This is a genomic window from Neohoeflea coraliihabitans, assembly GCF_019334345.1.
Taxonomy (GTDB): domain Bacteria; phylum Pseudomonadota; class Alphaproteobacteria; order Rhizobiales; family Rhizobiaceae; genus Pseudohoeflea; species Pseudohoeflea coraliihabitans.
Genome location: NZ_JAHWQX010000003.1, coordinates 503,600 through 526,466, shown reverse-complemented (window position 1 = coordinate 526,466; position 22,867 = coordinate 503,600). Strand labels below are relative to the sequence as shown.

General features: G+C 64.5%; 27 protein-coding genes. 10 read left to right on the top strand and 17 right to left on the bottom strand.

Annotated elements, in window-relative coordinates; genetic code table 11:
• The first annotated feature begins 49 nt into the window (after positions 1 to 49).
• Genes KY465_RS13600 through KY465_RS13575 form a run of 6 tightly spaced genes read left to right on the top strand, consistent with a single transcriptional unit; the run spans position 50 to position 6,417 of the window.
• The gene (locus KY465_RS13600; protein WP_219202241.1) at positions 50 to 586 is read left to right on the top strand and encodes a TRAP transporter small permease; all 537 of its coding nucleotides are present in this window, start codon (positions 50 to 52) and stop codon (positions 584 to 586) included.
• A complete protein-coding gene (locus KY465_RS13595; RefSeq protein ID WP_219202239.1) occupies positions 583 to 1,902 on the top strand; it encodes a TRAP transporter large permease in 1,320 nt (439 codons plus the stop codon). Before KY465_RS13600 ends, KY465_RS13595 begins: the two co-directional genes overlap by 4 nt.
• Positions 1,903 to 1,918: 16 nt before the next feature.
• Positions 1,919 to 3,106 (top strand): thiolase family protein, encoded by a 1,188-nt coding sequence (locus KY465_RS13590; RefSeq protein ID WP_219202237.1) that lies wholly within the window; start codon positions 1,919 to 1,921, stop codon positions 3,104 to 3,106.
• Positions 3,103 to 3,582, top strand: a complete 480-nt coding sequence (locus KY465_RS13585) for a Zn-ribbon domain-containing OB-fold protein (RefSeq protein WP_219202235.1) — start codon at positions 3,103 to 3,105, stop codon at positions 3,580 to 3,582. The genes KY465_RS13590 and KY465_RS13585 overlap by 4 nt, the downstream gene beginning before the upstream one ends.
• Positions 3,572 to 5,236, top strand: a complete 1,665-nt coding sequence (locus KY465_RS13580; protein ID WP_219202233.1) for an acetate--CoA ligase — start codon at positions 3,572 to 3,574, stop codon at positions 5,234 to 5,236. The genes KY465_RS13585 and KY465_RS13580 overlap by 11 nt, the downstream gene beginning before the upstream one ends.
• 2 nt (positions 5,237 to 5,238) lie before the next feature.
• Positions 5,239 to 6,417, top strand: coding sequence for an MFS transporter (locus KY465_RS13575; protein ID WP_219202231.1), 1,179 nt, complete (start codon positions 5,239 to 5,241; stop codon positions 6,415 to 6,417).
• 32 nt (positions 6,418 to 6,449) lie between these two features.
• Here the strand turns inward: KY465_RS13575 and KY465_RS13570 are convergent, their stop codons facing one another.
• From KY465_RS13570 to KY465_RS13500, 16 genes are all read right to left on the bottom strand, one after another.
• Positions 6,450 to 7,274, bottom strand: a complete 825-nt coding sequence (locus KY465_RS13570) for an aspartate dehydrogenase (RefSeq protein WP_219202229.1) — start codon at positions 7,272 to 7,274, stop codon at positions 6,450 to 6,452.
• 39 nt (positions 7,275 to 7,313) lie between these two features.
• The gene (locus tag KY465_RS13565) at positions 7,314 to 8,003 is read right to left on the bottom strand and encodes a bifunctional DNA primase/polymerase (RefSeq protein ID WP_219202227.1); all 690 of its coding nucleotides are present in this window, start codon (positions 8,001 to 8,003) and stop codon (positions 7,314 to 7,316) included.
• A gap of 31 nt (positions 8,004 to 8,034) precedes the next feature.
• A complete protein-coding gene (locus tag KY465_RS13560) occupies positions 8,035 to 8,916 on the bottom strand; it encodes a bifunctional DNA primase/polymerase (RefSeq protein ID WP_219202225.1) in 882 nt (293 codons plus the stop codon).
• A 137-nt stretch (positions 8,917 to 9,053) separates the two neighbouring features.
• Positions 9,054 to 10,139 carry an endonuclease/exonuclease/phosphatase family protein gene (locus tag KY465_RS13555; RefSeq protein WP_219202223.1) on the bottom strand — a complete coding sequence of 362 codons (1,086 nt, stop codon included), beginning with the start codon at positions 10,137 to 10,139 and terminating at the stop codon, positions 9,054 to 9,056.
• Positions 10,136 to 10,837: a phosphatase PAP2 family protein gene (locus KY465_RS13550; protein ID WP_219202221.1), complete on the bottom strand. Its 702-nt coding sequence runs from the start codon at positions 10,835 to 10,837 to the stop codon at positions 10,136 to 10,138. Before KY465_RS13550 ends, KY465_RS13555 begins: the two co-directional genes overlap by 4 nt.
• Positions 10,838 to 10,950: 113 nt before the next feature.
• Positions 10,951 to 11,082 carry a hypothetical protein gene (locus KY465_RS18715; protein WP_255561666.1) on the bottom strand — a complete coding sequence of 44 codons (132 nt, stop codon included), beginning with the start codon at positions 11,080 to 11,082 and terminating at the stop codon, positions 10,951 to 10,953.
• Positions 11,072 to 11,359, bottom strand: a complete 288-nt coding sequence (ccoS, locus tag KY465_RS13545) for a cbb3-type cytochrome oxidase assembly protein CcoS (RefSeq protein ID WP_219202219.1) — start codon at positions 11,357 to 11,359, stop codon at positions 11,072 to 11,074. Before ccoS ends, KY465_RS18715 begins: the two co-directional genes overlap by 11 nt.
• Positions 11,356 to 13,644, bottom strand: coding sequence for a heavy metal translocating P-type ATPase (locus KY465_RS13540; protein ID WP_219202217.1), 2,289 nt, complete (start codon positions 13,642 to 13,644; stop codon positions 11,356 to 11,358). Before KY465_RS13540 ends, ccoS begins: the two co-directional genes overlap by 4 nt.
• Before the next feature lies 1 nt (position 13,645).
• Positions 13,646 to 14,467 carry a DUF2189 domain-containing protein gene (locus KY465_RS13535; RefSeq protein ID WP_219202215.1) on the bottom strand — a complete coding sequence of 274 codons (822 nt, stop codon included), beginning with the start codon at positions 14,465 to 14,467 and terminating at the stop codon, positions 13,646 to 13,648.
• Between the two features lie 201 nt (positions 14,468 to 14,668).
• Entirely contained in the window at positions 14,669 to 15,550 is an 882-nt protein-coding gene (ccoP, locus tag KY465_RS13530; protein ID WP_219202214.1) for a cytochrome-c oxidase, cbb3-type subunit III, read from the bottom strand.
• A complete protein-coding gene (locus tag KY465_RS13525; protein ID WP_219202213.1) occupies positions 15,541 to 15,711 on the bottom strand; it encodes a cbb3-type cytochrome oxidase subunit 3 in 171 nt (56 codons plus the stop codon). The genes ccoP and KY465_RS13525 overlap by 10 nt, the downstream gene beginning before the upstream one ends.
• An 11-nt stretch (positions 15,712 to 15,722) precedes the next feature.
• A complete protein-coding gene (gene ccoO, locus KY465_RS13520; protein ID WP_219202212.1) occupies positions 15,723 to 16,475 on the bottom strand; it encodes a cytochrome-c oxidase, cbb3-type subunit II in 753 nt (250 codons plus the stop codon).
• Positions 16,476 to 16,479: 4 nt separating this feature from the next.
• Positions 16,480 to 18,123, bottom strand: a complete 1,644-nt coding sequence (ccoN, locus tag KY465_RS13515) for a cytochrome-c oxidase, cbb3-type subunit I (protein ID WP_255561665.1) — start codon at positions 18,121 to 18,123, stop codon at positions 16,480 to 16,482.
• Positions 18,120 to 18,650, bottom strand: coding sequence for an Rrf2 family transcriptional regulator (locus tag KY465_RS13510; RefSeq protein WP_219202211.1), 531 nt, complete (start codon positions 18,648 to 18,650; stop codon positions 18,120 to 18,122). Before KY465_RS13510 ends, ccoN begins: the two co-directional genes overlap by 4 nt.
• Before the next feature lie 3 nt (positions 18,651 to 18,653).
• Positions 18,654 to 19,109 (bottom strand): DUF4149 domain-containing protein, encoded by a 456-nt coding sequence (locus KY465_RS13505; protein WP_219202210.1) that lies wholly within the window; start codon positions 19,107 to 19,109, stop codon positions 18,654 to 18,656.
• Positions 19,106 to 19,558, bottom strand: a complete 453-nt coding sequence (locus tag KY465_RS13500) for a group III truncated hemoglobin (protein WP_219202209.1) — start codon at positions 19,556 to 19,558, stop codon at positions 19,106 to 19,108. The genes KY465_RS13505 and KY465_RS13500 overlap by 4 nt, the downstream gene beginning before the upstream one ends.
• A 221-nt stretch (positions 19,559 to 19,779) precedes the next feature.
• Between KY465_RS13500 and KY465_RS13495 the strand changes: the two genes are divergently transcribed.
• Positions 19,780 to 20,058 (top strand): DUF1858 domain-containing protein, encoded by a 279-nt coding sequence (locus tag KY465_RS13495; RefSeq protein ID WP_346432641.1) that lies wholly within the window; start codon positions 19,780 to 19,782, stop codon positions 20,056 to 20,058.
• A gap of 24 nt (positions 20,059 to 20,082) precedes the next feature.
• On the opposite strand, the gene KY465_RS13490 is transcribed toward KY465_RS13495, so the two are convergent.
• Positions 20,083 to 20,778: a Crp/Fnr family transcriptional regulator gene (locus tag KY465_RS13490; protein ID WP_219202207.1), complete on the bottom strand. Its 696-nt coding sequence runs from the start codon at positions 20,776 to 20,778 to the stop codon at positions 20,083 to 20,085.
• Between the two features lie 141 nt (positions 20,779 to 20,919).
• On the opposite strand from KY465_RS13490, the gene KY465_RS13485 reads away from it, so the two are divergent.
• The 3 genes from KY465_RS13485 (at position 20,920) to KY465_RS13475 (ending at position 22,859) form a co-directional block, all read left to right on the top strand.
• Positions 20,920 to 21,366, top strand: a complete 447-nt coding sequence (locus KY465_RS13485; RefSeq protein WP_219202206.1) for a pseudoazurin — start codon at positions 20,920 to 20,922, stop codon at positions 21,364 to 21,366.
• 354 nt (positions 21,367 to 21,720) lie between these two features.
• On the top strand, positions 21,721 to 22,158 hold the full coding sequence (gene rnk, locus KY465_RS13480; RefSeq protein WP_219202205.1) for a nucleoside diphosphate kinase regulator: 438 nt from the start codon (positions 21,721 to 21,723) through the stop codon (positions 22,156 to 22,158).
• A gap of 140 nt (positions 22,159 to 22,298) precedes the next feature.
• Positions 22,299 to 22,859, top strand: coding sequence for a GreA/GreB family elongation factor (locus tag KY465_RS13475; protein WP_219202204.1), 561 nt, complete (start codon positions 22,299 to 22,301; stop codon positions 22,857 to 22,859).
• Positions 22,860 to 22,867: the final 8 nt, after the last annotated feature.

The following is a 22,867-nucleotide window of genomic DNA, read 5'->3' as shown; positions in this document are numbered from 1 at the left end:
CCCCTGGGCCGGTGGCGTCTTTCCGAACGCCTTTACACGAAGGTTTTTCATGCCCCGATTCCTCTCCACATGCCGCACGCAGCTCGGCCGGCTCAACCGGATCTTCGCCATGCTGTCCGGCCTGGCCCTGTTGCTGATGATGCTTCTCGGGGCGTTTGACGTCATCGGCTCGAGCATGCTGAACGCGCCTTTGCCGGGTGCCTTCGAGGCGACGGAAACCCTGATGGTGATTGCCGTCTTTCTGGCCCTCGGTCTGTCGCAGCAACGCCGCGCGCATATCAGCGTCGAGGTGCTGGTCGGGTTGATGCCGACGATATTGCAGCGTTTCTCGGCCATCTTCTCGGCCCTTCTGTGCGCCCTGTTCTTCGGTCTCGTCGCCTGGTTCGGCTGGACGATTGCCATCAAGAGCACCCTGGCCGGCGAATTCTCATCCGGCCTGATCAATTTCCCTGTCTGGCCCGCCAAGATCGCTCTGGCGCTCGGGGCCAGCCTGATGACCCTCCAATGCCTCTTCGACGTGGTCGCGGTCTTTGCCGGCGAAGATGAGACCCCGCCAGCACCGGCGCCCGAACAGGAGATCGGATGATGGACGCCCTGACCATCGGATACACCTGTGTCGGTCTGCTGTTTCTCTTTCTCGCGCTCGGCGTGCCGGTCGGCGTCGCCATGGGCATTCTCGGCGTCGGCGGCATGTATTTCGGCTTTGGCGAGAACTTCGCCTTCGGCCAGTTGCGCACCCTCCCCTTTGCGGTGGTCAGCAACTATGCCTTCGCCGTGCTTCCGCTCTTCGTGCTGATGGGCGTGCTTGCCGAAGCGGCCGGCATCACCGCTCAGCTCTTTTACGCCGCCGATCTGTGGTTGCGGCGCTTGCGCGGCGGACTGTATCAGGCGGTGATCGTCGGATCGGCGCTGTTTGCCGCGATTTCCGGCTCGACCATCGTCAACGCCGTCGTCTTCACCCGCATCGCCTTTCCCGAAATGCTGCGCTACGGCTACTCGCGCAGCCTGTCGATCGGCTCGATCGCCGCTGCCGGCAGCTTCGCGGCGATGATTCCGCCCTCGATCACCATGGTGATCTACGCCATCATCACCGAACAGTCGGTCGGCAAGCTGCTGATTGCCGGCTTCCTGCCGGGCATTTTGACCGCTGCGATCTATCTTGGCGGCGTCTGGGTCATGGTCACGCTGCGCCCGTCACTTGCCCCGATGATCACCGATCTGCCGAGCCGGCGCGAAAAATTCCGCGCCCTGCGCGGTGTCACGCCGGTGGCCGCATTGATGATCATCGTTCTCGGCGGGCTTTATTTCGGCTTCTTCCCGCCCTCCGCGGCGGGTGCCGTCGGCGCTGGCGGTGCCTTTGTCATCGCCCTTTCGCGCCGCTACCGCGACCGACTCGGCTGGCTCGGCGAAGCCTTGCGCGACGCGGCTTCGATCAGCTCGATCATCTTCATCATTCTCATCGGCGGCCTGGTCTTCTCGCGCATGCTGGTGGTTTCGGGCGTCATTGACGGCTTTGTCGATCTGGTCAACACCTTCGCCGGCTCACCGGTCCTGTTCATGATCTTCGTATCGATCATGTATCTCGTGCTCGGCTGTTTTCTCGACACCACCTCAATGCTGGTCGTCACCCTGCCCTTCGTCTTCCCGGCCGTCGTCACGCTCGGCATCGATCCCATCTGGTTCGGCATCGTGCTCGTCAAGCTGATCGAGATATCGGTGATCACGCCGCCGGTCGGCATCAATCTGTTCGCCGTGCTTGGGGCCGTATCCGGCCAGGCGAAGTTTTCGCATGTGGTCAAGGGGGTGCTGCCCTTCCTCGGGCTTGAACTGATCGTTCTGGCCCTGCTCATCCTCTTCCCCGCCATCGCCACCTGGCTGCCGGGCCAGATGGTGGCGGGGTGAGCGCGGAGCACTGACCATGACCGTCAATCCGATCATTCTCGGCGGCGATGTCGTGCCGTTCCGCCGCTACCGTGATGGCAGCGGTTTGCGCGACTGGATCGCCGCCGCCGCCGCCGGCGCGCTTGCCAACGCGGGTCTGGAAAGCCGCGACATCGATGCCGTGATCGTCGCCTCGGAAACGGATTTTCTCTCCCTGCAGCTGGTGCCCGGCCCTCTTGTTCTTGATGAGCTCGGCATCACCGGCGTGCCGGTCATGCGTGTCGAGAGCGGCGGTGCCAGTGGTGGCAATGCCCTGCGTGCCGGCGTGATGCATATCCTGTCGGGATTGGCACGCCGGGTTCTGGTGATCGGCTTCGAGCACGCCGCCGGCCATCTGGCGGGCGATGATGTGCGCCTGCTCTACGGTCTCTCCTTTGACGCCGACCTTGAAGGCTGGGCCGGCGCCACGGCGACCATGCTTTACGCCCTGTCGATCCAGGATCACATGCACCGCCACGGCACCACCGCCGCGCAGATGGCGGCCGTCTCGGTCAAGAATCACGGCAATGCGCAGCACAACAAATGGGCCCACAAGCCGATGCGGCTGACCATTGACGATGTCCTTGCCTCGCCCATGGTCTCCACTCCCTACCGCCGCCTCGATTGCAGCCTGATCAGTGACGGTGCTGCCGCCCTGGTCTTGGCCCACCCCGATGCCGCGCCCGGCCATGCCGCAAGGCGCTGCAGCCGCATCGTCGCGAGCGCCTGCGCCACCGATCACATCCGTCTCGGTGACCGACCCGAGCCGGGTCACTTCACCGGCAAGACCCGCGCCATGCAAGCCGCATGCGCGCAAGCCGGCATCGACCAGATCGCCGCGGCGTTCGACGTCGCCGAAGTCTATGATTCCTATACCGGCGCCGAGTTGCAGGCGATCGAGGCGCTGGGCCTCTGCCCGCCTGGCGAGGCGGCAGCACGCTGCATGGATGGCGAATTTGACGCCGACGGCCGCTTGCCGGTCAATCTGTCCGGCGGTCTGCTTGGCCAGGGCGGGGCACCGGGCGCCGTCGGGCTGGCACAGGCCATCACCATCGCGCGCCTGCTCGAAGGCCGCTATTGGAGCGCATTGCAGCGAGACCGCGCTTTCCGCCGCGGCCTGGTTGATTGTCATGCCGGCGTCGGCACCGTCAATGTCGTCCATATTCTCGAAGGCGCGCCGGCATGAGTTCGCACCCGGACAATCCCCAAGCTGGCGATGACCCGCTTGTCGCCCGTCTGCAGCTGAACCTCGACTACACCCACGGCTTCGGCAGGTTGTCGCCGTTTTTCAAGGCCCTCGCCGGGGGCCGGGCCCTGGCCAGCCGCTGCCCGGCCTGCGGCGATGTGCGCTTTCCGCCGCGCCGGCTGTGCCTGCATGACGGCGCCCCGACCGAGACTCATGACCTCGCCGGCACCGGCACGATCATGCGCGTCACCTTTACCTCGACGCCGATCCCGCCCGGCACCACTGCCGCTGACGAGGCTTTTGCCGAGATTGCCATGCACGGCGCAGACAATCGTGTGCTGGCGCGGCTTGCCGGATCCCCTGACCGGTTTTGTCCCGGCACCAGCGTCGTCCTGCATCCGCCCGCCGGAGAGCGCGTGCATCCGATCCAGGCCCTTGTCTTTGAACCGAACGAAGGAACCGACAATGTCGAATGATTGCGCCTATTTCGCCGACGTGGCCGCCGCCTCGAACCTGGCGTGGAACGCGGAGCAGTCGCGCTATGTGATCGACATTCCCGAAAACGCCAATATCGCCGCCGACACCGTCGGGCGGCACGCGCGCGGCGACAGGGCCGGCAAGACAGCCCTGATCTATGAACATGACGACGGCCGTCTCGAGCACTTTACCTTCGCCGAGATCGATGATCAGGCAAGCCGCCTCGCGGTCGCGCTGCGCGGCCTCGGCGTTCAGTCCGGCGATCCGGTGGCCGTGCATGTCGGCCAGCGCCCGGAGACGGCGATTGCCCATATGGCGATCTACAAGCTCGGCGCCGTCGTGCTGACCTTGTCGCAGATGTACGGTCCCGACACGCTCGACCACGTCCTCAACCACTCCGGTGCGCGCGTCATCATCGCCGAAAGCAGCGTCTGGAAGCGCGTTGGCGTCGATCCGCACGCCACCGGAAAGATCGAGCATTTCATCGCTGTCGATGCCCCCGCACCGGGCATGCTCGCCTATGCCGACTGCCTCGCCGCCGAGGCCTGCGATTTCAAGCCGGTCGAAACCAGGGCCGACGATCCGGCGCTGCTCATGTACACCTCAGGCTCCACCGGCCTGCCCAAGGGCCTGTTGCACAGCCACCGGGTGCTGCACGCCTATATGCCGACCGTCGCCATGTTTTATGATCTCGAGCTTGACCGGCCCGACGCCATCTTCTGGAGCCCGGCGGACTGGGCCTGGGTCGGCGGTCTGCTTGATCTGGTGCTGCCGGCCTGGATGGCGGGCCAGACGGTGGTCGCCAGCCAGCATCGGTTCGACGCCGAATGGGCATTTGAATTCATGGCACGGCACGGCGTCACCCACAGCTTCATGACCCCGACCGCGCTCAAGCGCCTTGCAGAAGTCGAGAATGCCGGCACGCGCTATGACCTGGCGCTCCGGGTGGTGTGCACCGGCGGCGAAAGCCTGCCGAGCGAGATCGTGCGCTGGGCCGAAAACAGCCTCGGCATCGTCTGCAACGAATTCTACGGCCTGACGGAATTCAACCATCTCGTTGGCAATTGCCGGGCGCTCTATCCGATCCGCCCCGGCTCGATGGGACGGGTCTATCCGGGCCGCATCGTCGCGATCATCGATGAAGAGGGCAAGCCGGTAGCGGACGGCGAAGTCGGCGAGATCGCCGCGCGCCAGGATGACCGCACGCTGTTTCTCGGCTATTGGGGCGACCTCGGCATCCCCGAACGCCTGCGAGCCGGCGAATGGCTACGCACCGGCGACCTCGCGCGCCGCGATGCGGACGGCTATTTCTGGTACCAGGGCCGCAATGATGATCTGATCAAGAGCGCCGGATACCGCATCGGACCGGCAGAGATCGAGGACACGCTGCTACGCCACGCGGGCGTGGCGGAAGCCGCCGTCGTCGGCAAGCCGGATCCCGACCGCGGTGCCATCGTCGTCGCCTTCGTCCGTCTGGCGGAGGGCAGCGCGGCAAGTCGGGACCTGACGCGCGAATTGCAGGATTTCGTCAAGCAGCAGCTGGCGTTCTACAAATATCCGCGCGAAATCCACTATGTCGACGAATTTCCCCTGACCAGTTCCTCGAAGATCCGCCGCGGCGAGTTGCGCCGCATGGCCGAGGCAAACGCGTAGCAATGTCCGAGCGCCCCGACTGGGCCATTATCGGGCTGTCCATGCTGCAGGTCTGCGCCCTGGGCACCCTGTATGCATGGAGCGTGCTGATCGCACCGGTGCAATCGGAATACGGCGTCAGCAGAACCGCCACGGGTCTGGTGTTCTCGCTGAGCATTACCATCTTCACGCTCGCCGTGACGGCCGCGCCGCGGCTTTTCTCCGCCCGCCGGACGATCATCGCCGGCGCCCTTTCGACCCTCATCGGCGCCATCGGCCTGTTTGCCGCCGCAGCGGCGCCGACTTTCATTGTTTTCACCCTGAGTTATGCCGGTATCTTCGCCCTTGCCAGTGGCCTCGGTTACGCTTCCGGCCTGCAGATCGCCGTTGCCGCCGGCGGCGCGCGCAGCGGCCTTGCGACCGGCATGGTGATCACCGCCTTCGCCCTCGGCGCTGTCCTTTTCGGGCCTCTGATCAGTTATATCAGCGCCGTTGAGGGCCTGGCCTTTGCCCTGTCGACACAGGCGGCGATCCTCGCAGTGATCGCCATTCTCAGCCTTGCAATGCAGCGCGGCCGCCCCTCCTTCCAGCGGCGCTTTCCGGCCATTGCGCGAAAATCGCCCCACGCCGATGCGCGGGCTGTGCAGCGCGGCCTGGTCTGGATCCTCTGGATGGGCTTTGCATTCGGGGCTGCCGGCGGACTGATGGTCCTTGGTCACGCGGCCGGCATGGTCGCCGCGCAGGGCGGCAATCTTGCCCTTGCCGGCCTGGCGGTCAGCCTCGTCGCCGCCGGCAATGCAACCGGTCGGCTGAGCGCCGGCCCGCTGGCCGATTGGGTCGGAGCCCGCCTCGTGCTTGTCCTGTCCGCCCTGCTTCTCGCCCTTGCGACGGGCACCATGGCCGCAGTGCCCGGCGCCCTGCCCGCAGCCGTTGCCCTCGCCCTTGCCGGCCTCGCCTACGGCTTGATGGCCACAGGCTATCCGGTCGCCGTTAATCACCTGTTCGGGCCCGAACTGTTTGGCCGGATCTATGGGCGGGTGATCACCGCCTGGGGCCTTGCCGGACTGGTGGCGCCGCTCGCCGCAGGCTGGCTGTATGATCTGACCGGCGATTACCGCTTGCCGCTGTTGCTCGCCTGTCTGGCCGCCGTCGTCTCCGCGGCGATCGCCTTTGCCCTCGGTCGACGCAGCACGACGCCCTGACTGCAAAACACGGGAACAGTTCCCTCGCCATCTCAGATCACGATAATGCCGGCCTGATGCTCGATCGCCCGAAGCACGGAATAGATCGTCGTCTGCGACGTCTTCGCATTGCCCGAAGACGGACGGTTGGCGATCTGCACGCTGACAGTCGCCAGTTCGGATTCAATGGTGAATTCATGCAGGTTGCCCGGGGCGGACGGATCGGCGACCAGCTCCACTGATGTCGCCGTAAAACCCGCACCGGCCAGCGCCAGCGTAGCGGCGACATTGGCATTCTTCGGAAACTGCGTTGCCGCCGCCCGCGCATCGCCGGAAAACACCGTCGTCGGCGCGCTCAGTGCCGCAAGATCGCACTGCGCAGCCGCTGGCGTTCCGGCCCAGGCCGCCGGCGGCTTGGTGCCGCGATAGCGCACCGTCACATCGCCGCCGATCTGCAGCGCCTTGAGAATGTCGATACCCCCGACAGCGCCCGCCGGCAGGATCAGCCGGGCGCCGCCATCGGTCGCAGCGGCGCGCAGCTCCTCGTACAACACCGGGTCTGCCAGGGCGCCGATCGACACCACGATCACATCGACACCGGCCCGCAACACGGCTGGCACGCTGTCGCGGACGGCATTTTGCCCGGCACACTCAACGATGAGATCCGGCCCGGCGGCGAGCAGCGCGTCGCACCTCTCGACGATCGAAATATCCGCAAACTGCCGGCGCGCCGCCTCGGGAAACGCGGCATCGATGGCCGCCGTCTGGCCCTCTGAAATCAGCAGCGTCAGTCGCTCCACCTCAGGCGCGCAGGCGCCGCACAGACCATCGACGATGCCGCGCGCAATATTTCCAAATCCGATCAACCCAAGATGCACAAATCTCTCCGCTTGCACCGCACTGGCCGGCGCCCCTGCCTATTCCAGGTGTCTCCAGTCAAAGTCTTCTTCCGGCTCGTAATATCCTCGCCCGAGCACCCCGTCATAAGTTCGGCGAAGCCAACCCGTTGGGTGGATTGATATATCGGAGAGTGAGGAAATGAAAATCGGATCCATCTCCAGCAACGACTGACCGGGCAGCCACGCATAGGTTCTGCCGTCGACCCTTGAAGGGCTGCAGACCACATACCCGCCAAGCCCCTTGATATGCCCCGCCTTGCGTCGATCGACATACATGCTCGAACAGCGCGTTGGACGCGCACAGGTCAGATAGACATGAAAACCGCTGCGCGAGCGGGCCACCGGTGTGCTCTTGGCAAGTGATGAATAGCGCTGACACCATCGACGGTACGCCGACGGCGAATCGAAATCGAGAACGATCAGGCCGCGATAGCCGGTGACGATTCCGATATTGCCGCTTGCATCCGCGAACCATTGTTCGCTCTCATCCGCGCTCGGCGGGCGCAGCGCCAGATGGAATGCCACACTTTGATAGGCCACATCCTTCAACCGCTTGCGCGCCGTGACGACGTGATAGGGCGGCAGCTGCATCGCGCCGAAGGACATGTGTTTGCTGGCCGCGCAGAGCGGGATCGCAATGACGCCCTTTTGGCGCAACGCGCTGGCATAGGCCGCCCGTTCAGGAACCGCGTGTGGCGTCTCAGTCATGACTTCGCCGGAGCCCGCGCTGCGCCGCGGATCATTGCGAAACCGCCGCGGGCGCATCGGATGCTGCGGGGGCGCCGCGGTCCAGGCCCTCCACGAACTCACCGCGGTTCAGCCGCTCCATGAAATCGCGATGATCAAAGCCACCTTCGACTTCCGGTCGCATGACAAATCCCCAATATCCGGGGGGAATCTCGTGGTTTATGACCATCGTCTCCACCTCCCGGCGCGCCCGCGCCTTGCCGCGCAGAAGGCTTGAAAGCAGCTGCCGGAAGAGATGCGACCGCGAGGTGAAGTTGAGCCGCACCAGATCGAGATCGATATCGAAGACCATGCGCTTGAACCGCGCTCCGCACACGGCCCGGCAGATCGCGGCGGCGACCGCCTCGCACTGCGCATTGGTCACGCCGGTGATCTCCTCGAGCGGTGTCAGATGCGGTGCGGTCTCGCCGATCCAGAGATAGTCTGCATCCGTGGTCGGATGCACGCCATAGGCGGCGAACTGCGTTCCCATACCGAGAATATCGATCTTCGGCAGACGTATCGAGAGGATCGGCTCGATGGCACGATAGATCAGCATGATGCGGGGGGACCGCCCGACCCGGACCAGTTGCGTGACCCCGCAGATGTCCTCGACGATCGAGCGCAGAACCGCGATCGTCGCCTCGTTGTCGACATCGAGGTCGAAGGCCATCGTGTGCCGGCCGCAGGCAATCCCGACGCCACGGTCGGGATATGCCGCAGCGAGGTCGCGCACGTCGTTTTCTGAGGTCCGTTCCCAGCACGCGCTGCGCCAGGTTTCCACCAGCTGCGGCTTCTTCAGGCGTGGCTGAAGCGGAATGACGCTGTACCCGTTTGCCCAAATTTGCGGCGCGAAGTCCGCGAAATGACGCCTTTCGCCAATGATGTTCTGCATCACCTGGCCACCAGCCGCGCGATCGGGGCGGAACAGCAGCCGGGATACGGGGAATAAATATTATTCATCTCTAATATCAAGCATTTCGCACCGGATTTAGCAACTGGTGCAACAAGTTGAGAGCCGCCTCGGACGGCTCATTCGCCTCCGGAACCGGTCACGGAGCGCAAAGTCCGTTCGGCGATTTCCAGATCGCCAGGCTGCAGCTCCGGGACGGGCTCTGCGGTCTCCGTCCGGCAGAAGCGGGTGATGAAGGGAAAATGATCCGAACCGAATGGGTCAAGCCGTGCCATCTCGAGAACGGAGAACGCCTGGCTGGAAAAGATCTGGTCGAGCGGCCAGCGCATCCATCGCGACAACGCGTCATAGGTTGCGAAATAGCCCTGGCCATGGCGTGGATCGTGCAGCCTGGCAATACGCCGCATGCGTGCGGTCGTCGTCTCCCATGGGGTCGCATTGAGATCGCCGGCGAGAATGTAGGGTTGCGTCGCATCGCGCAGTGCCAGAGCAGCCGCATAAAGCTGGGCGTCACGGCCAAGGGAGGACTGGAACGGATGCGGCGGTCGCGGATGCACGCCGAGAAACCGCAGCGGCGTGCCGTCGCGCATGCGCATGGTGACATCGACCGAAGGCGTATCCTGCCCGGCAAGATGACGCACATCACGCGAGTCAAAGGGCAAGCGGGAAAACAGGTGAATGCCGAAATAACTGCCGGTGATGCGCGCCGCGGTATGCGGCAGGATATCGCTGAGCCCTGCCAGTTGCGCATCCCACCATTCGTCGGTTTCCATGGCGAGGAACAGGTCCGGCTCCTGGCTGCGCACCATGTCGATCAGGGCCGCCGCATTGCGGTTGCCGAGCTTGACATTGGCCACCATCACCGTGACGGCATGCTCGGGCGCGCAGGTGACATTGCGCGCCTTGCTCAGGGGCCCGTACGGCCACAGCGTCACCGCATGGCCGATGATGGCAACCGCCGCCGCCAGCACGAGGCCGATGAGAATAGGCTTGTGCCGGCGCAACACTACGAGTGCCGCCACCGCCAGCACCACCAGCGCCACCATGATGTAAAGGCGCGGAAAATCAGCCATCCGCACCCACCAGATGTCGGTTCGAAGCAGCGGCAGCGCGCTGACCGCAATGAGCACGATGATCGCCAGGACAAGCAACCATGCCGCCGAAATGCGAAGCCAGCCTCGGTCCTTCGCACCGGCATCGCTCATCCGCTTGCCTCCACATCGCCCTGACGCTGCAGGCGCAGCATCAGCACCCAGCAGATCATCGCCCAGGCGGACCCGACCGTCCATCCGGCCAGCACATCGGTCGGCCAGTGAACGCCGAGATACACGCGGCTGACACCGATCAACAGGACGATCACCACGGCGGTCGCCAGCAGGTAGATGCGCGTGCGCCAATCGGGCCGCAGACGCGCCACCATCGCCGCCAGCGTAAGATAGACGATGGCCGCCATCATCGAATGGCCGCTCGGAAAACTTGCCGTCGCGACATATGATCCGTGCGGAACCAGATCGGGGCGGGCCCGGTCAAACCCCATCTTGATCAGGGTCGAAATCATCAACCCGCCGGATACTGCGATGCCGACCGCAACCGCACCGCGAAACTTGCGGTCAAGCAGCAGATACCCGATCGCCGACAGCGTGATAATGGTCAGGACGCCGATGCCGCCGAGGCCGGTGAAATCCCGCATCATTTCCTCGAGCCAGTGCGGGCCGAGCGGATCGGTAGGATCGCCCGGTGTGCGCAGCGCCAGCAAGATGGTTTCGTCGAGCGATTGTGTGCTGCCCTCGGCCACCTCATCGGTCAGTTCCACGAACGCCCATAGTGCGCCGGCGGGCAGCAGCAGCGCGACGATAACAGGCCATTCCCGCGCGCCAAATCGTGCCAATCGCTTGCTGATCATTGCCTCGCCTTCGCCCGGACCGCCCACGCGGTGATTGCTGCGCTCAAGGGCTGCGCCGAGCCCTGAAAAGCCAACGCCACAAGGCGCGCGTGGTTCCGGCGATCGGAGAAGGCTTAGAAAAGACTAAGGAGCACGGACACAATGCTGATCAGAAGCACGATCAGGCTCGGCACGATCACCGCCGCGCCGGCGCCAAACGCCAGAGCGGCAATCCAGTCAAACGGCCTGTCGCTTTCACCTGTCATGACTGTGTCCCCTCCTTGCGCTGTGTGGATTACCCGTTTTTGTGGCAATGATTACCCTGTCCGCCCGGTCGCCGTTGCTGACGTTCTCCCCTTGCGCCGACGGCTTGTCGCGCGGCGGCGCGGTGATCGGCTGATCGCTGGCGCCAGCAAGCAGCACCCGCTCGGCAGCGCCGTCGAGATCGTCATATTGTCCATCGCGCAGCGACCAGAGGAAGGCCATCAGACCGATAAGGCCCATGCCCAGCGCGATCGGCAGGAGCCAGACAAGGTAACTCATGTGGCCTCCACCCCGGGTTTCGCCCCGGCAAGATCCGCGATGGATCGCACGCCAGGCGCCGGCGGCCGGATCCGCATTGCGTTGAGAACCACCAGGATCGACGAGGCGGACATCGCGATCGCCGCCAGAAGCGGCGTGACATGGCCAAGCACCGCAAGCGGCAGGACGCCGACATTGTAAAGGATGGCAAAGGCAAAGTTCTGCTTGACCAGGCGATCGGCCCGGCGGGCAATGGCGATGGCTTGCGGCACCGCTGCCAGCGTGTTGCGCATGAAGACCAGATCGGCCGCGTTGCGCCCGACATCGGCGGCGCTCGACGGGGCCATCGACACATCGGCGGCAGCAAGCGCCGGCGCGTCATTGAGGCCATCCCCCACCATCAGCACCGAATGACCGTTTGCCCGCAGCGCCTCAAGATGGCGGACCTTGTCGCCCGGCAGCATGCGGTGTCGCGCCGACGCAATGCCGAGCGAGGCCGCGACCGCGGCGACGCTCTCTTGGTGATCGCCCGACATCACTTCGCTCGCAATGCCCATGGACCTCAGAACGCGAACCGCCTCGACGGCACCGGACCGCAACGCATCGCTGATTTCGAAACCGCCGACCGGACGCCCGTCGCGCGACAGCCATGTCAAGGCATCGGCGCCCCCCTCTGGCCCCGTACTATCGGCTTCATCACCAGCCCCAGGGCAAGACTGCACCCAGTCCCTGCGACCGAGCCTGTACCAGGATCCTCCGATCCGGCCCTCGATCCCGCAGCCGGCGACCTCGCGAAAATCCTTGACCGGACCGTCCTTGCCTTTGGCCGGTGCGAACGCGGCCACTGCCCGCGCCACAGGATGCCTCGACTGCGTGGCCAGCCGCCCGGCAATGGCAAGATCCTCTGCTGAAAGACCGCGATTGAACAACCGCGGCATGCCATCGGTCAGCGTCCCGGTCTTGTCGAAGGCGACCGTGTCGATCCTCGCCAGCCGCTCCAGTGCGCTGCCATCCTTCAGGCTGACGCCGAGATCGAACAGCCGGCGCGCCGCGATGACCTGCACCATCGGCACCGCCAGCCCGAGCGCGCAGGGGCAGGTGATGATCAGCACCGAAATCGCCACCGTCAGCGAGTGGTGCCAGTCGCCGCTGATCCCCAGCCATCCCAGACCGGCTGCAAGCGCCAGCAGATGAATCACCGGCGAATACAGCGCGGCGGCCCGATCGGCGATGCGGCGGTAGCCTGTGCGCCCCTCTTCGGCAGCCGCCATCATGCGCACCATGTCGGCCAGAAACGAGTTGCCTGCTGCCCTCTCGACCCGCAGGGTCAGGGCGCCGTCAACCAGCATGGCGCCCGACAATACGCTCGCCCCTGGCGCCACGGGCACCGGCGCCGCTTCGCCGCTGACCAGCGACAGATCAACGAGCCCCTCGCCGGAAACAACGGTACCATCGACCGGGACCCGGTCGCCCGGAAGCACCGCAAGCGTATCGCCCGCAGCAACCCGTCCCACGTCGCGGTAGACGCGGTCGCCATTCTCTTCGATCACCGTCGCGCCGCGGGGCATCATCTTGGCAAGGCCCGCCACCGCATTGCGCGCCTTGCCGCGCATGGCGTGATCAAGTGTCCGCCCGGCCAAGAGGAAGAAGATCAGCGTCGTTATCGCATCAAAATAGGCATGCGGGCCGCCCGCCAAAGTGTCGTGGATCGACAGAGCGAGCGCCATCAGAATGCCGACCGAAATCGGCAGATCCATGCTCGCGGAACGCGATTTCAGCCCATGCCAGGCACCGAGAAAGAAAATCCGCCCGGAATAGGCAACCGCCGGCAGTGCCAGCAGGGCGGAAATCAGATGAAAGGTGCCACGCGTTGCTGCATCGGCGCCCGACCACACCGAGACCGAAAACAGCATGATGTTCATCGCCGCGAAGCCGGCCACAGCCGTCGCCCGCAACAGCCGCGTCATTTCCGGATCGCGTCCGTCATCGTCAGCGGCTGCCACCGTCGCCTCATAGCCGCGCGCCCGCAGCGCCTCGATCATCGGCGGCACATCGCTGCCGCGCCATTTTACCGCCACGCGCCGTGCCGTCAGATTGACCCGCGCCGCAATGACCCCGTCCAGCCCCGCAAGCGCGCCCTCGACGGAGGCGATACACGCCGCACAGCGCATCTGCGGCACGGACAGATCGGTCTGCCAGGTGCCGCCGCCGAGATCGCGGCTCGACAGCGCGATTTCCTCGGCCGGCAGCCGTTGCGCCGGCGCCAGCAGCAGGCCGTTATCGACACCGGCCGCGCAGCAACTCATCTCATCCCTCCTGCGCGCGCCCGGCAATGGCGCGGTACCCGTGCCACGTCGCATGTCCGAGCAGCGGGAAAATGACGATCATCGCCAGAAGGCCGGTCGCCACGCAAACGGCGAACAGAACGATCACCATCAGGCCCCAGGCGACCATCGGCAAAAAATTGTTCCACACCAGCTTCATGCTGGTCGCCATCGCCGTCAGGGCATCGATGCGCTGCTCCAGCATCATCGGCATGGAAAAGACGCTGATCGCGAACGCAAAGGCGGCAAACAATCCGCCCACCGCCGTACCGACGATCAGCATCAGCCACCCTTCCGGCGTCGTCAGCAGCAGCGCGAACAATTGTGCGAGACCCGGAAACGCCGTGACGCCGAAGAACAGCGCATAAAGGAGCACCGCCGCGCGCATCCACAACAACAGAACGAGGGTCAGCAAGAGACCGGCAAAGAACACCTGGGCGCCGGCCTGCGGGCGAAACGTCAGCCGCCCTGCCGCAGCCTCGTCGCCACTCTCCAGTGCCCGGCTCTTCTGGTAGAGACCAAGCGCCAAAAACGGCGCGATGATCATGAAACCGGCCAGCGCCGGAAACAGGATATAGTCGCGCCCGAAGGCAAACAGCGTCCACAGAAAGGCGACGGACAGGACATAGACGCCGAACCCGTAGGCGAGACTCGTCGCCGGTCGCCGCCACAGATCGCGCCAGCCGGCGGCCAGCCAGCCAAGTCCCGCCATCACAGGCAGGTGCCGCTGCAGCGCCGCATCGCGCGTCACGCCGATCCCGGATGTCTCGCTGAGCAGCCAGTAACCCTTGTCGCTCTCGTTCATCATCTTCTCCTCAGCATGCCGTTTTCGCGGCCCGATAGGCCATCCCGTTCTGTGCTGGACCGCTGTGCGCGACACATTCGGGCTGCGAACTGACCGCCACGTAAACCAGATGCGCATTCGCCCCGGCGACCAGTGCCAGCCCGGCGGGCACCAGCATCCAGGCAAGCCAGCGCCCACAAATCCGTCGCGGACCGCGCCGCGTCACGGCGCGTTCTCCCCGAGCCCATCGACATACAGCGCCAGGATACGGATCTCCGCATCGCTCAAACGCTCGTCCCAGGTCGGCATGTGTCCCTGCCGACCGCCGTGGACGGAGGTGACGATCGTCTGCAGATCCCCGCCATACACCCAGTAGTCATCGGTCAGGTTCGGCGCTCCGAGATCGCGCATGCCGGCTCCATCATCGCCATGACAGGCGGCGCAATTGGTCGCAAAGACCTCGCTACCGGCCGCAATGCGCTCGGCCGTATCCGGCGTTTCATAGTCCGGGTTGCTCAGGGCATAGACATAGGCGGCGACACTGCGCACCTCATTGCGCGCCAGCATCCCGTCCTGTCCGAAAGCCGGCATCTGCGCGATCCGGCTGTCGGGATGGGCACTGTTGATGCCGATGCGCAATGTCTCCTCGATCAGCTGCGGCCCGTCACCCCATAACCAGTCATCATCGGTCAGATCCGGGTAATTCGCCGCGCCTTGGCCGTTGATGCCATGGCATGCCGCGCAATTGTCGCCGAACAGCTGCCGCCCCGTCGAGCGGACGATCTGCATCAATTGCGCATCGGCGCGGATGGTCTCATAGGGCTGGCTTTCAATGCGGCCCATCCATTCGGCGCGTTGCGCCTGCGCCGTCTCGAGACGCTCCTCGACAGCCTGTTGCTGATCCAGCCCGAGCAGGCCCTTGGTATAGGTCACGCCAAGCGGCCAGGTGGGCGCCAGAAACCACCAGGCGATGGCCCACAGATGCGTGACGATGAGAAAGATCAGCACGCCGCGCGGCACCGGCGTGTCGAGCTCCCTGATGCCGTTCCACTCGTGACCGGTGGTCTCGCGACCGGTGACGGGGTCCCGTTCGTTCACTTCCATGGCTTGTCGTCCCGCTCGAGAATGCTGTGCTTGGCGCGTGTGAAACGTTTCCGGTTCGACGGCCAGAAGGCGTAGATGATCACGCCTATGAAGAACGCGAAGAGGTAGAAGAGACCCCAGCTCTTCGAGAAGGCCACCAGTGTCGTGTGATCAAGCTCCATCATCGGCCTCCTCAATCGCTCGCGTCAGGCATCTGCTCGGTCGCCGCCGTCGCCTGATAGGCAACATCCGTCAGCCGTCCGAGCACTTGCAGATAGGCCACCAGCGCGTCCATTTCGGTCACCTGCGTGGTGACCCCGTCAAAGCCGCGCACCGAGGTGTCCTCGCCATAACGTTGCATGACACCGTCGGCGAATTCCGTATCGGGCGTCGCCTGGCCATAGGCATCGCGCCCCGCATGGGCGATCATCTCGTCGGTATAGGGAACACCGAGCGCCTGCTGCGCCGAAAGGTGGGCGGACAGATCATCGGTGCGCAGTTCGGTGCGGGCCAGCCAGCGATAGGCCGGCATGTTCGATTCCGGCACCACATCGCGCGGATTGGTCAGATGCGCCACATGCCAGAAATCGGAATATTTGCCGCCGATCCGCGCCAGATCCGGCCCGGTCCGTTTCGACCCCCACAGCATCGGACGGTCATATTTCGATTCGACAGCCAGCGAATACGGCCCGTAGCGCTCGACCTCATCGCGCAGGGTGCGGATCATCTGACTGTGGCAGGCATAGCAGCCTTCGCGCACATAGATGTTGCGCCCGGCCAGTTCGAGCGGCGTGTAAAGCCGCATGTCTGGCGCCGTCTCGACGGTCTCGTCGATCGTGAACAGCGGCGCGATCTCGACGATCCCCCCGACGCTTGCCGCGACGATGATGGCGAGCACGAAACCGATCGCCGAACGCTCGAGTTTGCGGTGAAACAATTCGGACATCGCCCTATTCTCCCGGAACCGCTGGAGCCGGAGCGGCGGGCAGATCCTGCCCGCGCGCCGCCGTCGATGGCATGGAGCGCACCGTCATCCAGATATTGTAACACCCCACCACCGCTCCGATCAGGAACAGCAGGCCGCCAAAGGCGCGCGCGATATAGTAGGGATACATCGCCACCAGCGAATCCAGGAAGGAATAGGCCAGCGTGCCCTCTTCGGTGTAGGTCCGCCACATCAGCCCCTGGATGATGCCGGAATTCCACATCGCGAAAACGTAGATCAACGTCCCGGCGATCGACAGCCAGAAGTGCACTTCCACCAGCCCGGCCGAATACATCCGCTCGCGCTTCCACAGGCTCGGCACCAGCGTGTAGAACGAGCCGAAGGTGATCAGCGCCACCCAGCCCAGCGCCCCCGCATGAACATGCCCGATGGTCCAGTCGGTGTAGTGCGACAGGGAATTGACAGGCCGGATCGCCATGAACGAGCCTTCGAAGGTCGACAGGCCGTAAAACACCGCCGCCGCCATCATGAAGCGCAACGTCGCATCATCGCGAACCCGGTGCCACGCCCCGTTCAGCGTCAGCAGCGCATTGCCCGCCGAGGCCCAGGACGGCACCAGGAGCATCACCGAAAACGTCATGCCGAGGGTCTGCACCCAGTAAGGCAAGGCCGTGTAGTGCAGATGATGCGAGCCGGCCCACATGTAGAAAAACGTAATGCCCCAGAAACTCAGGATCGACAGGCGGTAGGAGAAGATCGGCCGCTGCGCGCGCACCGGCAGGTAATAATACAGCATGCCGAGAAACCCGGCCGTCAGGAAGAAGGCCACGGCATTGTGGCCGTACCACCATTGCACCATGGCGTCCTGCACCCCGGCCCAGACGGTGTAGCTCTTGGCTTCCCCGAACGAGATCGGCAGCGCCAGATTGTTGACGATGTGCAGCATCGCCACGACCAGAATGAAGGCCATGAAGTACCAGTTGGCGACGTAGATATGCGGCTCCTTACGCCGCGCGATGGTCCGCACATAAAGAAGGAAATAGGTCACCCAGACGATCACCAGCCAGAGATCGGCGTACCATTCCGGCTCCGCATATTCCTTGGACTGCGTGATGCCCATGAAATAGCCGGTCACCGCGACGATACAGAACAGATTGTAGCCAAGGAGCACGAACCAGGGGCTGATCTGCCCGGCCAGCCGCGCCCGCGAGGTCCGCTGCACGACATGGAACGAGGTGGCGATCAGCGCATTGCCGCCAAAGCCGAAAATCACCCCGGTGGTGTGGGTCGGGCGTAGGCGCCCGAAACCGGACCATGCCGCATCGAACGCCAGATCCGGCCAGGCCAGTTGCGCGGCGACCCAGACGCCCATGAACATGCCGAACACCGCCCAGGCCATCGCCAATCCGATCCCGACTTTGATCGGATCATCGTAATAGGCGCTTTGCCGATCCTCGTCGGGCTCCGGGGCGTAGAGCGCCGAGAGCACGTAAAACAGCAATCCTCCGGCCAGAACCGCGGTGATCACACCGTGCACGGCGAGCGCATTGCCATAGCCGAGCACCGCCAAGGCCAGCCCCGCTAGGGTGACACCCAGCAGGAGGACTGCCGCCGTCTGGCGCTCGCTTGAAGTCAATTGCCTGATCATGATCCGGTCATCCCCGTTTTTCCGGTCTTGCGAATGTGGTCGGGTTCCGCCCGCGCCCCGCTCGTGGTGCAAAGGTCACGCCCCGTTTCCGGTCCAGCGGTCTGCAAAAGCTCGACCAGGAGCTCCCGGTTGCGCGTCAGATCGGCGATCGTGTAGCGGTCAAGGACGGCCAGAAAGGCTTGCATTGCCTGCTGCACCACCCCTTTCAGGCGGCAGACCGGAGCGATGACGCAGGATCCGCCGTCGGCGCGCAAACACTCGACCAGGGAAAAATCCTCTTCGATGGCTCGCACCACCGCGCCGAGATTGATCTCACAGGCCGGACGCGCAAGCGAGATGCCGCCATTGCGCCCGCGGCTTGTAGTCACGTAACCCAGGCGCGAAAGGTTGAGCGCCACCTTCAAAAGGTGATTGCGCGACAGACGGTAACTGGCCGCAACGTCCGAGACACGGCTGGCCTGCTTTTCGTTGATCGCCAGATAGACCAGCATCCTGAGGGCATAATCGGTGTGAAGGGTCAGCCGCATCGCTCAAACCCCCCGCAGTCGCCGCAGGGCGCGGAAGCCGATTACCGCCAGCACCACGGCCTTGCCCGCCTCGAGCGCGGCATAACCGAAATGATGCCGCGAAGCCGGAAGCGGCGCGCCGGCGATCACCGCCTCGATGCGCGCATCGAGCACCGGCAACAACCACAGGCTCTGCAGCCCGACGGCTGCGACGAGCAGCGCCCCGGCAATGAGATCCGCCGCGCGGCGAAACGCGGCGAGCAAGGCAATCATCAAAAGCGCCGCCAGCGCGATTTCCACCCGCGAAAACAGCTTAAAGGTCACGTGGCCGACTTCCAGCGCCACCGGAAGCGACAGGGACGGCGCTTCGAACTTGACCGGAGTTGCCAGGAACGACACACCGATCAGCATGCCGAGCCAGACAAGGGCAAGGCTTGCCGTCATGCCCGAGGCCAGAGTGGGACGGGGACCGGTGGTCATCGGCTTGATCCCACGTTCTGCGCCGGAGAGGCTTGCGGAAGTCGAAAGAACATCGCCAGTTTCAGGCTGTGCGCGATGCGTTCGGCCCGGTCGACAAAAGTCGCAGCCAGCTCCGGCCGGCACAGATCCGCGGCTGTCTGGCGAAACAGCGCCAGCCAGATTTCGAAATCCTCTTCCCGCACCTGTTTCAGCTTCAGATGCGCGGGCACCGGCCGGCCCTTATAGGCGCCATTCTTCAGCATCACGGCGCACCAGAAATCGGTCATCTTCTCCAGATGCGGCTCCCAGTGATCGCCGATCACGCCCGCAAAGATCGGTCCGAGCCGCTCATTGGCGCGGATCCGGCCGTAGAATTCGCGCACCAGCCGGCCGATGAAGGCCCGATCGACAGAGGGATCCGTGACCGGCAATTCCGGAGGCGGCGGCACAGGACGAGAGCATGCAGACATCATCGAATCCTAAAGTGGTATTTCGAATGCTAGTTATAGGAGCCTGTCAGATACCCTGGCAATGGACCAATCTGTCGCACCCATCCCCGCCGCGCCGCAGCGGTGACAATCATGCTCCACAGCCGTCATTCCCGCTGCCAGTTTGCGTTGGCGCAAAGTCCGAGGTTCCGGGCGCGTTTATTCTCGGAGGTTTGTGGAGCAACGAAAACATGCATGATGCAATGACTGACCCGCACATGTCCCTTGAGGAGATCATGCGGCGCTGGCCGAGCACGGTTCGGGTGGTGATGCGCTACCGCATGCTGTGCATCGGCTGTCCGATCAGCCCGTTTCACACGATCGCCGACGCCTGCGCCGCCCACAAGGTCGACGAGAAGACATTTTCAGACCATCTGCACGCGGCGATCCGCCGCGATGAGCAGACCAAATCCGTCTCTGCATTCGGGCGCAGCCCGGAGGCAGGCGCCGCACCGCACGGCTCCCCCCGGCGTCACGGCTGAGGCTTGCCGGCGCGCAGCGCCTCTTCAACGCCGGTGTTCGGCAATCAGCATCAAGCCGTGCGGGTCGGTGACGATGACTTTCTGGCGGCCGCCGCGCACAAGGCCCGCCTCTTCCCAGGCGCTGAGAATACGGCTGACGGTGTGTAGCGTCGTTCCCGTCATCTCGGCGATGTCCTGACGCGTGATCGGAAAATCGATCTCGATGCCATCCGCGACCTTGCGGCCCGATTGCCGCACCAGCCGCAACACCGTGTGCGCGATGCGCTGCTCGACCTGTTGCGTCGACAGCTCCATCACCCGCGATTGCGTGTCCTGCAGCCGCGCGCCGATGGTCTGGTAGGCTGCGCCGCCAAATCCCGGTATTGTTTTCTGCAATTCCGCCGCGGCGCTGTTCGGCCATGTCAGCACGACACAATCCACCGCCGCCACGGCATCGGCCGGATAGTCGCTTCGGCCCAGAAAGATGGCCAGGCCGAACAATTCACCCTCATTGATGTAGCGGGCGATCACCTGATGACCTTCTGGCGTGGTCTTGACCACCCGCACGTGCCCCGAAAGCAGAAGGAAGAACGAATGCGCCTCCTCGCCCTGAGCGAAGATCGTCGCATCCTTCTCGAACCGTGAGGCATGCGCCAGAGACAGGACCCTGTCGAGATCCGCCTCGGACAATCCGGCGAAGCCGGGAATTTCGCCGATCAACGACCGGTCGAGCGCTGGCATGACACTATCCTTCGTGCTGCCGTCCCCAGGGGACGCATCGTTCTTTTTATCGCGTGTTTGCGGCAGCGCAAACAATGGCCCCGGCAAACCGCCTAGGACGGGGACGACACATGGTGAAACGCCCACAAGAAAGGCAAACTCATGCACCCGATCGTCACCCGCCTGGCCCTTGCCGCCACGCTCACTTTCACAATTGGCGCCGTGCAGGCCGCCGAGTTCGAAGTCAAGATGCTCAACAAGGGCGCGGCCGGCACGATGGTGTTCGAGCCGGATCTGATCCGCGCCGCGCCGGGCGATACGGTCCGCTTCATACCGGTCGACAAGGGCCACAATGCCGAGACCATCAAGGGCATGCTCCCCGACGGGGCCGAGCGGTTCAAGAGCAAGTTCAACGAGGATTTCACCGTCACCCTTGATCAGCCCGGGGTCTACGGCATCAAATGCACGCCACACTACGGCATGGGCATGGTGGCGCTGATCATTGTCGGCGACGAAACCGGCAACCTTGAAGCCGCACAAGGCGTGCGCCAGCCCGGCAAGGCCAAGGGGCGGTTTGCCGACATCTTTGCCCGCCTTGGCGAAAACTGACCAAGGTCAGGCGTCATTGTCCCGGCAGGAGGCAGCCGGCGCGGCACGCGCCCGGCTGTCTCCGCGCTTCATCCTGCCGCAGCCGGCAACACTTGACAGTTGAGCTGCAAGTGCCAATCTTGGCTTCATGTTGATGTTCGCACCGTCCATTCCTGCCACTTACAGGGTCTGTCCCATCGCGGGACACTGACCCCCGGCCCGGTTGCGTCGCGCACCGGCCGCGGGGCATGGCCGAACCGGCAGCGCAGCAACGCGTTGCCACGACCGGACTGGCGACATCGTTTTCCAACGAACTGAAATCTGACCGCACTGCGACCCCGGCCGCCGTGCGTGAATAAATGCAAGGAGCGCGCCATGGCCGCTGCCACGAAGAAAACCCGCAAGCCGGCGATCCGTCTTTGCGAAACCGATCATCAACGCCTGTCAAGCCTCGCCGAGGCTGCGCTCGCCGGGGGTGCGCTGAGAAATGCCGGCGCGGCGGCGGAAACGCTTCTCGCGGAACTGGATCGGGCCCGCGTGGTCTCTGACAGCAAGCTGCGCGACGATGTCGTGCGCATGGGATCGGACTTGCGTTTTTCCAGCGATCTTGGCGAGGATCGCACCATGACGCTGGTCTATCCCGGCGAAGCCGACATTGCCGCCGGCCGCATCTCGGTCCTCACCCCGATCGGCGCCGCGCTGATCGGGCTGTCCGTGGGCCAGTCGATCGACTGGACCGCGCGCGACGGCCGCGTCCACCGCTTGACGGTGCAATCGGTCGGCGCATCCGAGCCGCTGCGTGAGGCGTCCTGATGCCTCTCCCGCCCTGTCGTCTCTCCCTCTACGGAGGCAGCCTCATCGCAGGATCGTGACCCCTGAGCCATGCGTGTGGCCAGGGGATTTCTCGAACCATTGTCAATCAGCCGCTTTTGCAAGCGCGATGGAGACCTGTGATGTCCATGCACCAACCCTGCGTCCTGACCACCAAGGATTTCAGCATAATCGAGACGATGCGCGAGCGCTGCCTCGGTCAGGATGATCCACTCGCCCCGATCCTCAAACAAAAAATCGAGACGGCGCGTGTCGTCTTCCGCGAAGATGTCCCGGAAAATGTGGCAACGCTCAGCAGCCGTGTGACCTTCACCATCAATGACGGCCCGCCCGGCACCCGGGTGATCTCGCATCAGCACATGACCACCCCGGTCGGCATGTTCCTGTCGATCGCGACCCGCCGCGGTCTGGCGCTTCTCGGGCTTGCGGAAGGCATGCAGTTTCAGCTTGCCGGGATGCATGGCGGCATCGAGACCGTGCGTCTGATCGCGGTCAACTACCAGCCCGAGGCCACCGCGCGGGCGCGTGACCTTGCCGCGCACGCGGCGCCGCGGCCCGCCAATGCCGTCGCCGCTGAACACCGGATACCGGCTTTGACGCTGGTTCGGTCCGCGTCTCCCGCGCCGCGCTCGCACACCCCCGCTGCCGATCTCCCCGACGATCCGGGACCCTCGGCGGCATAGCGCTTGGC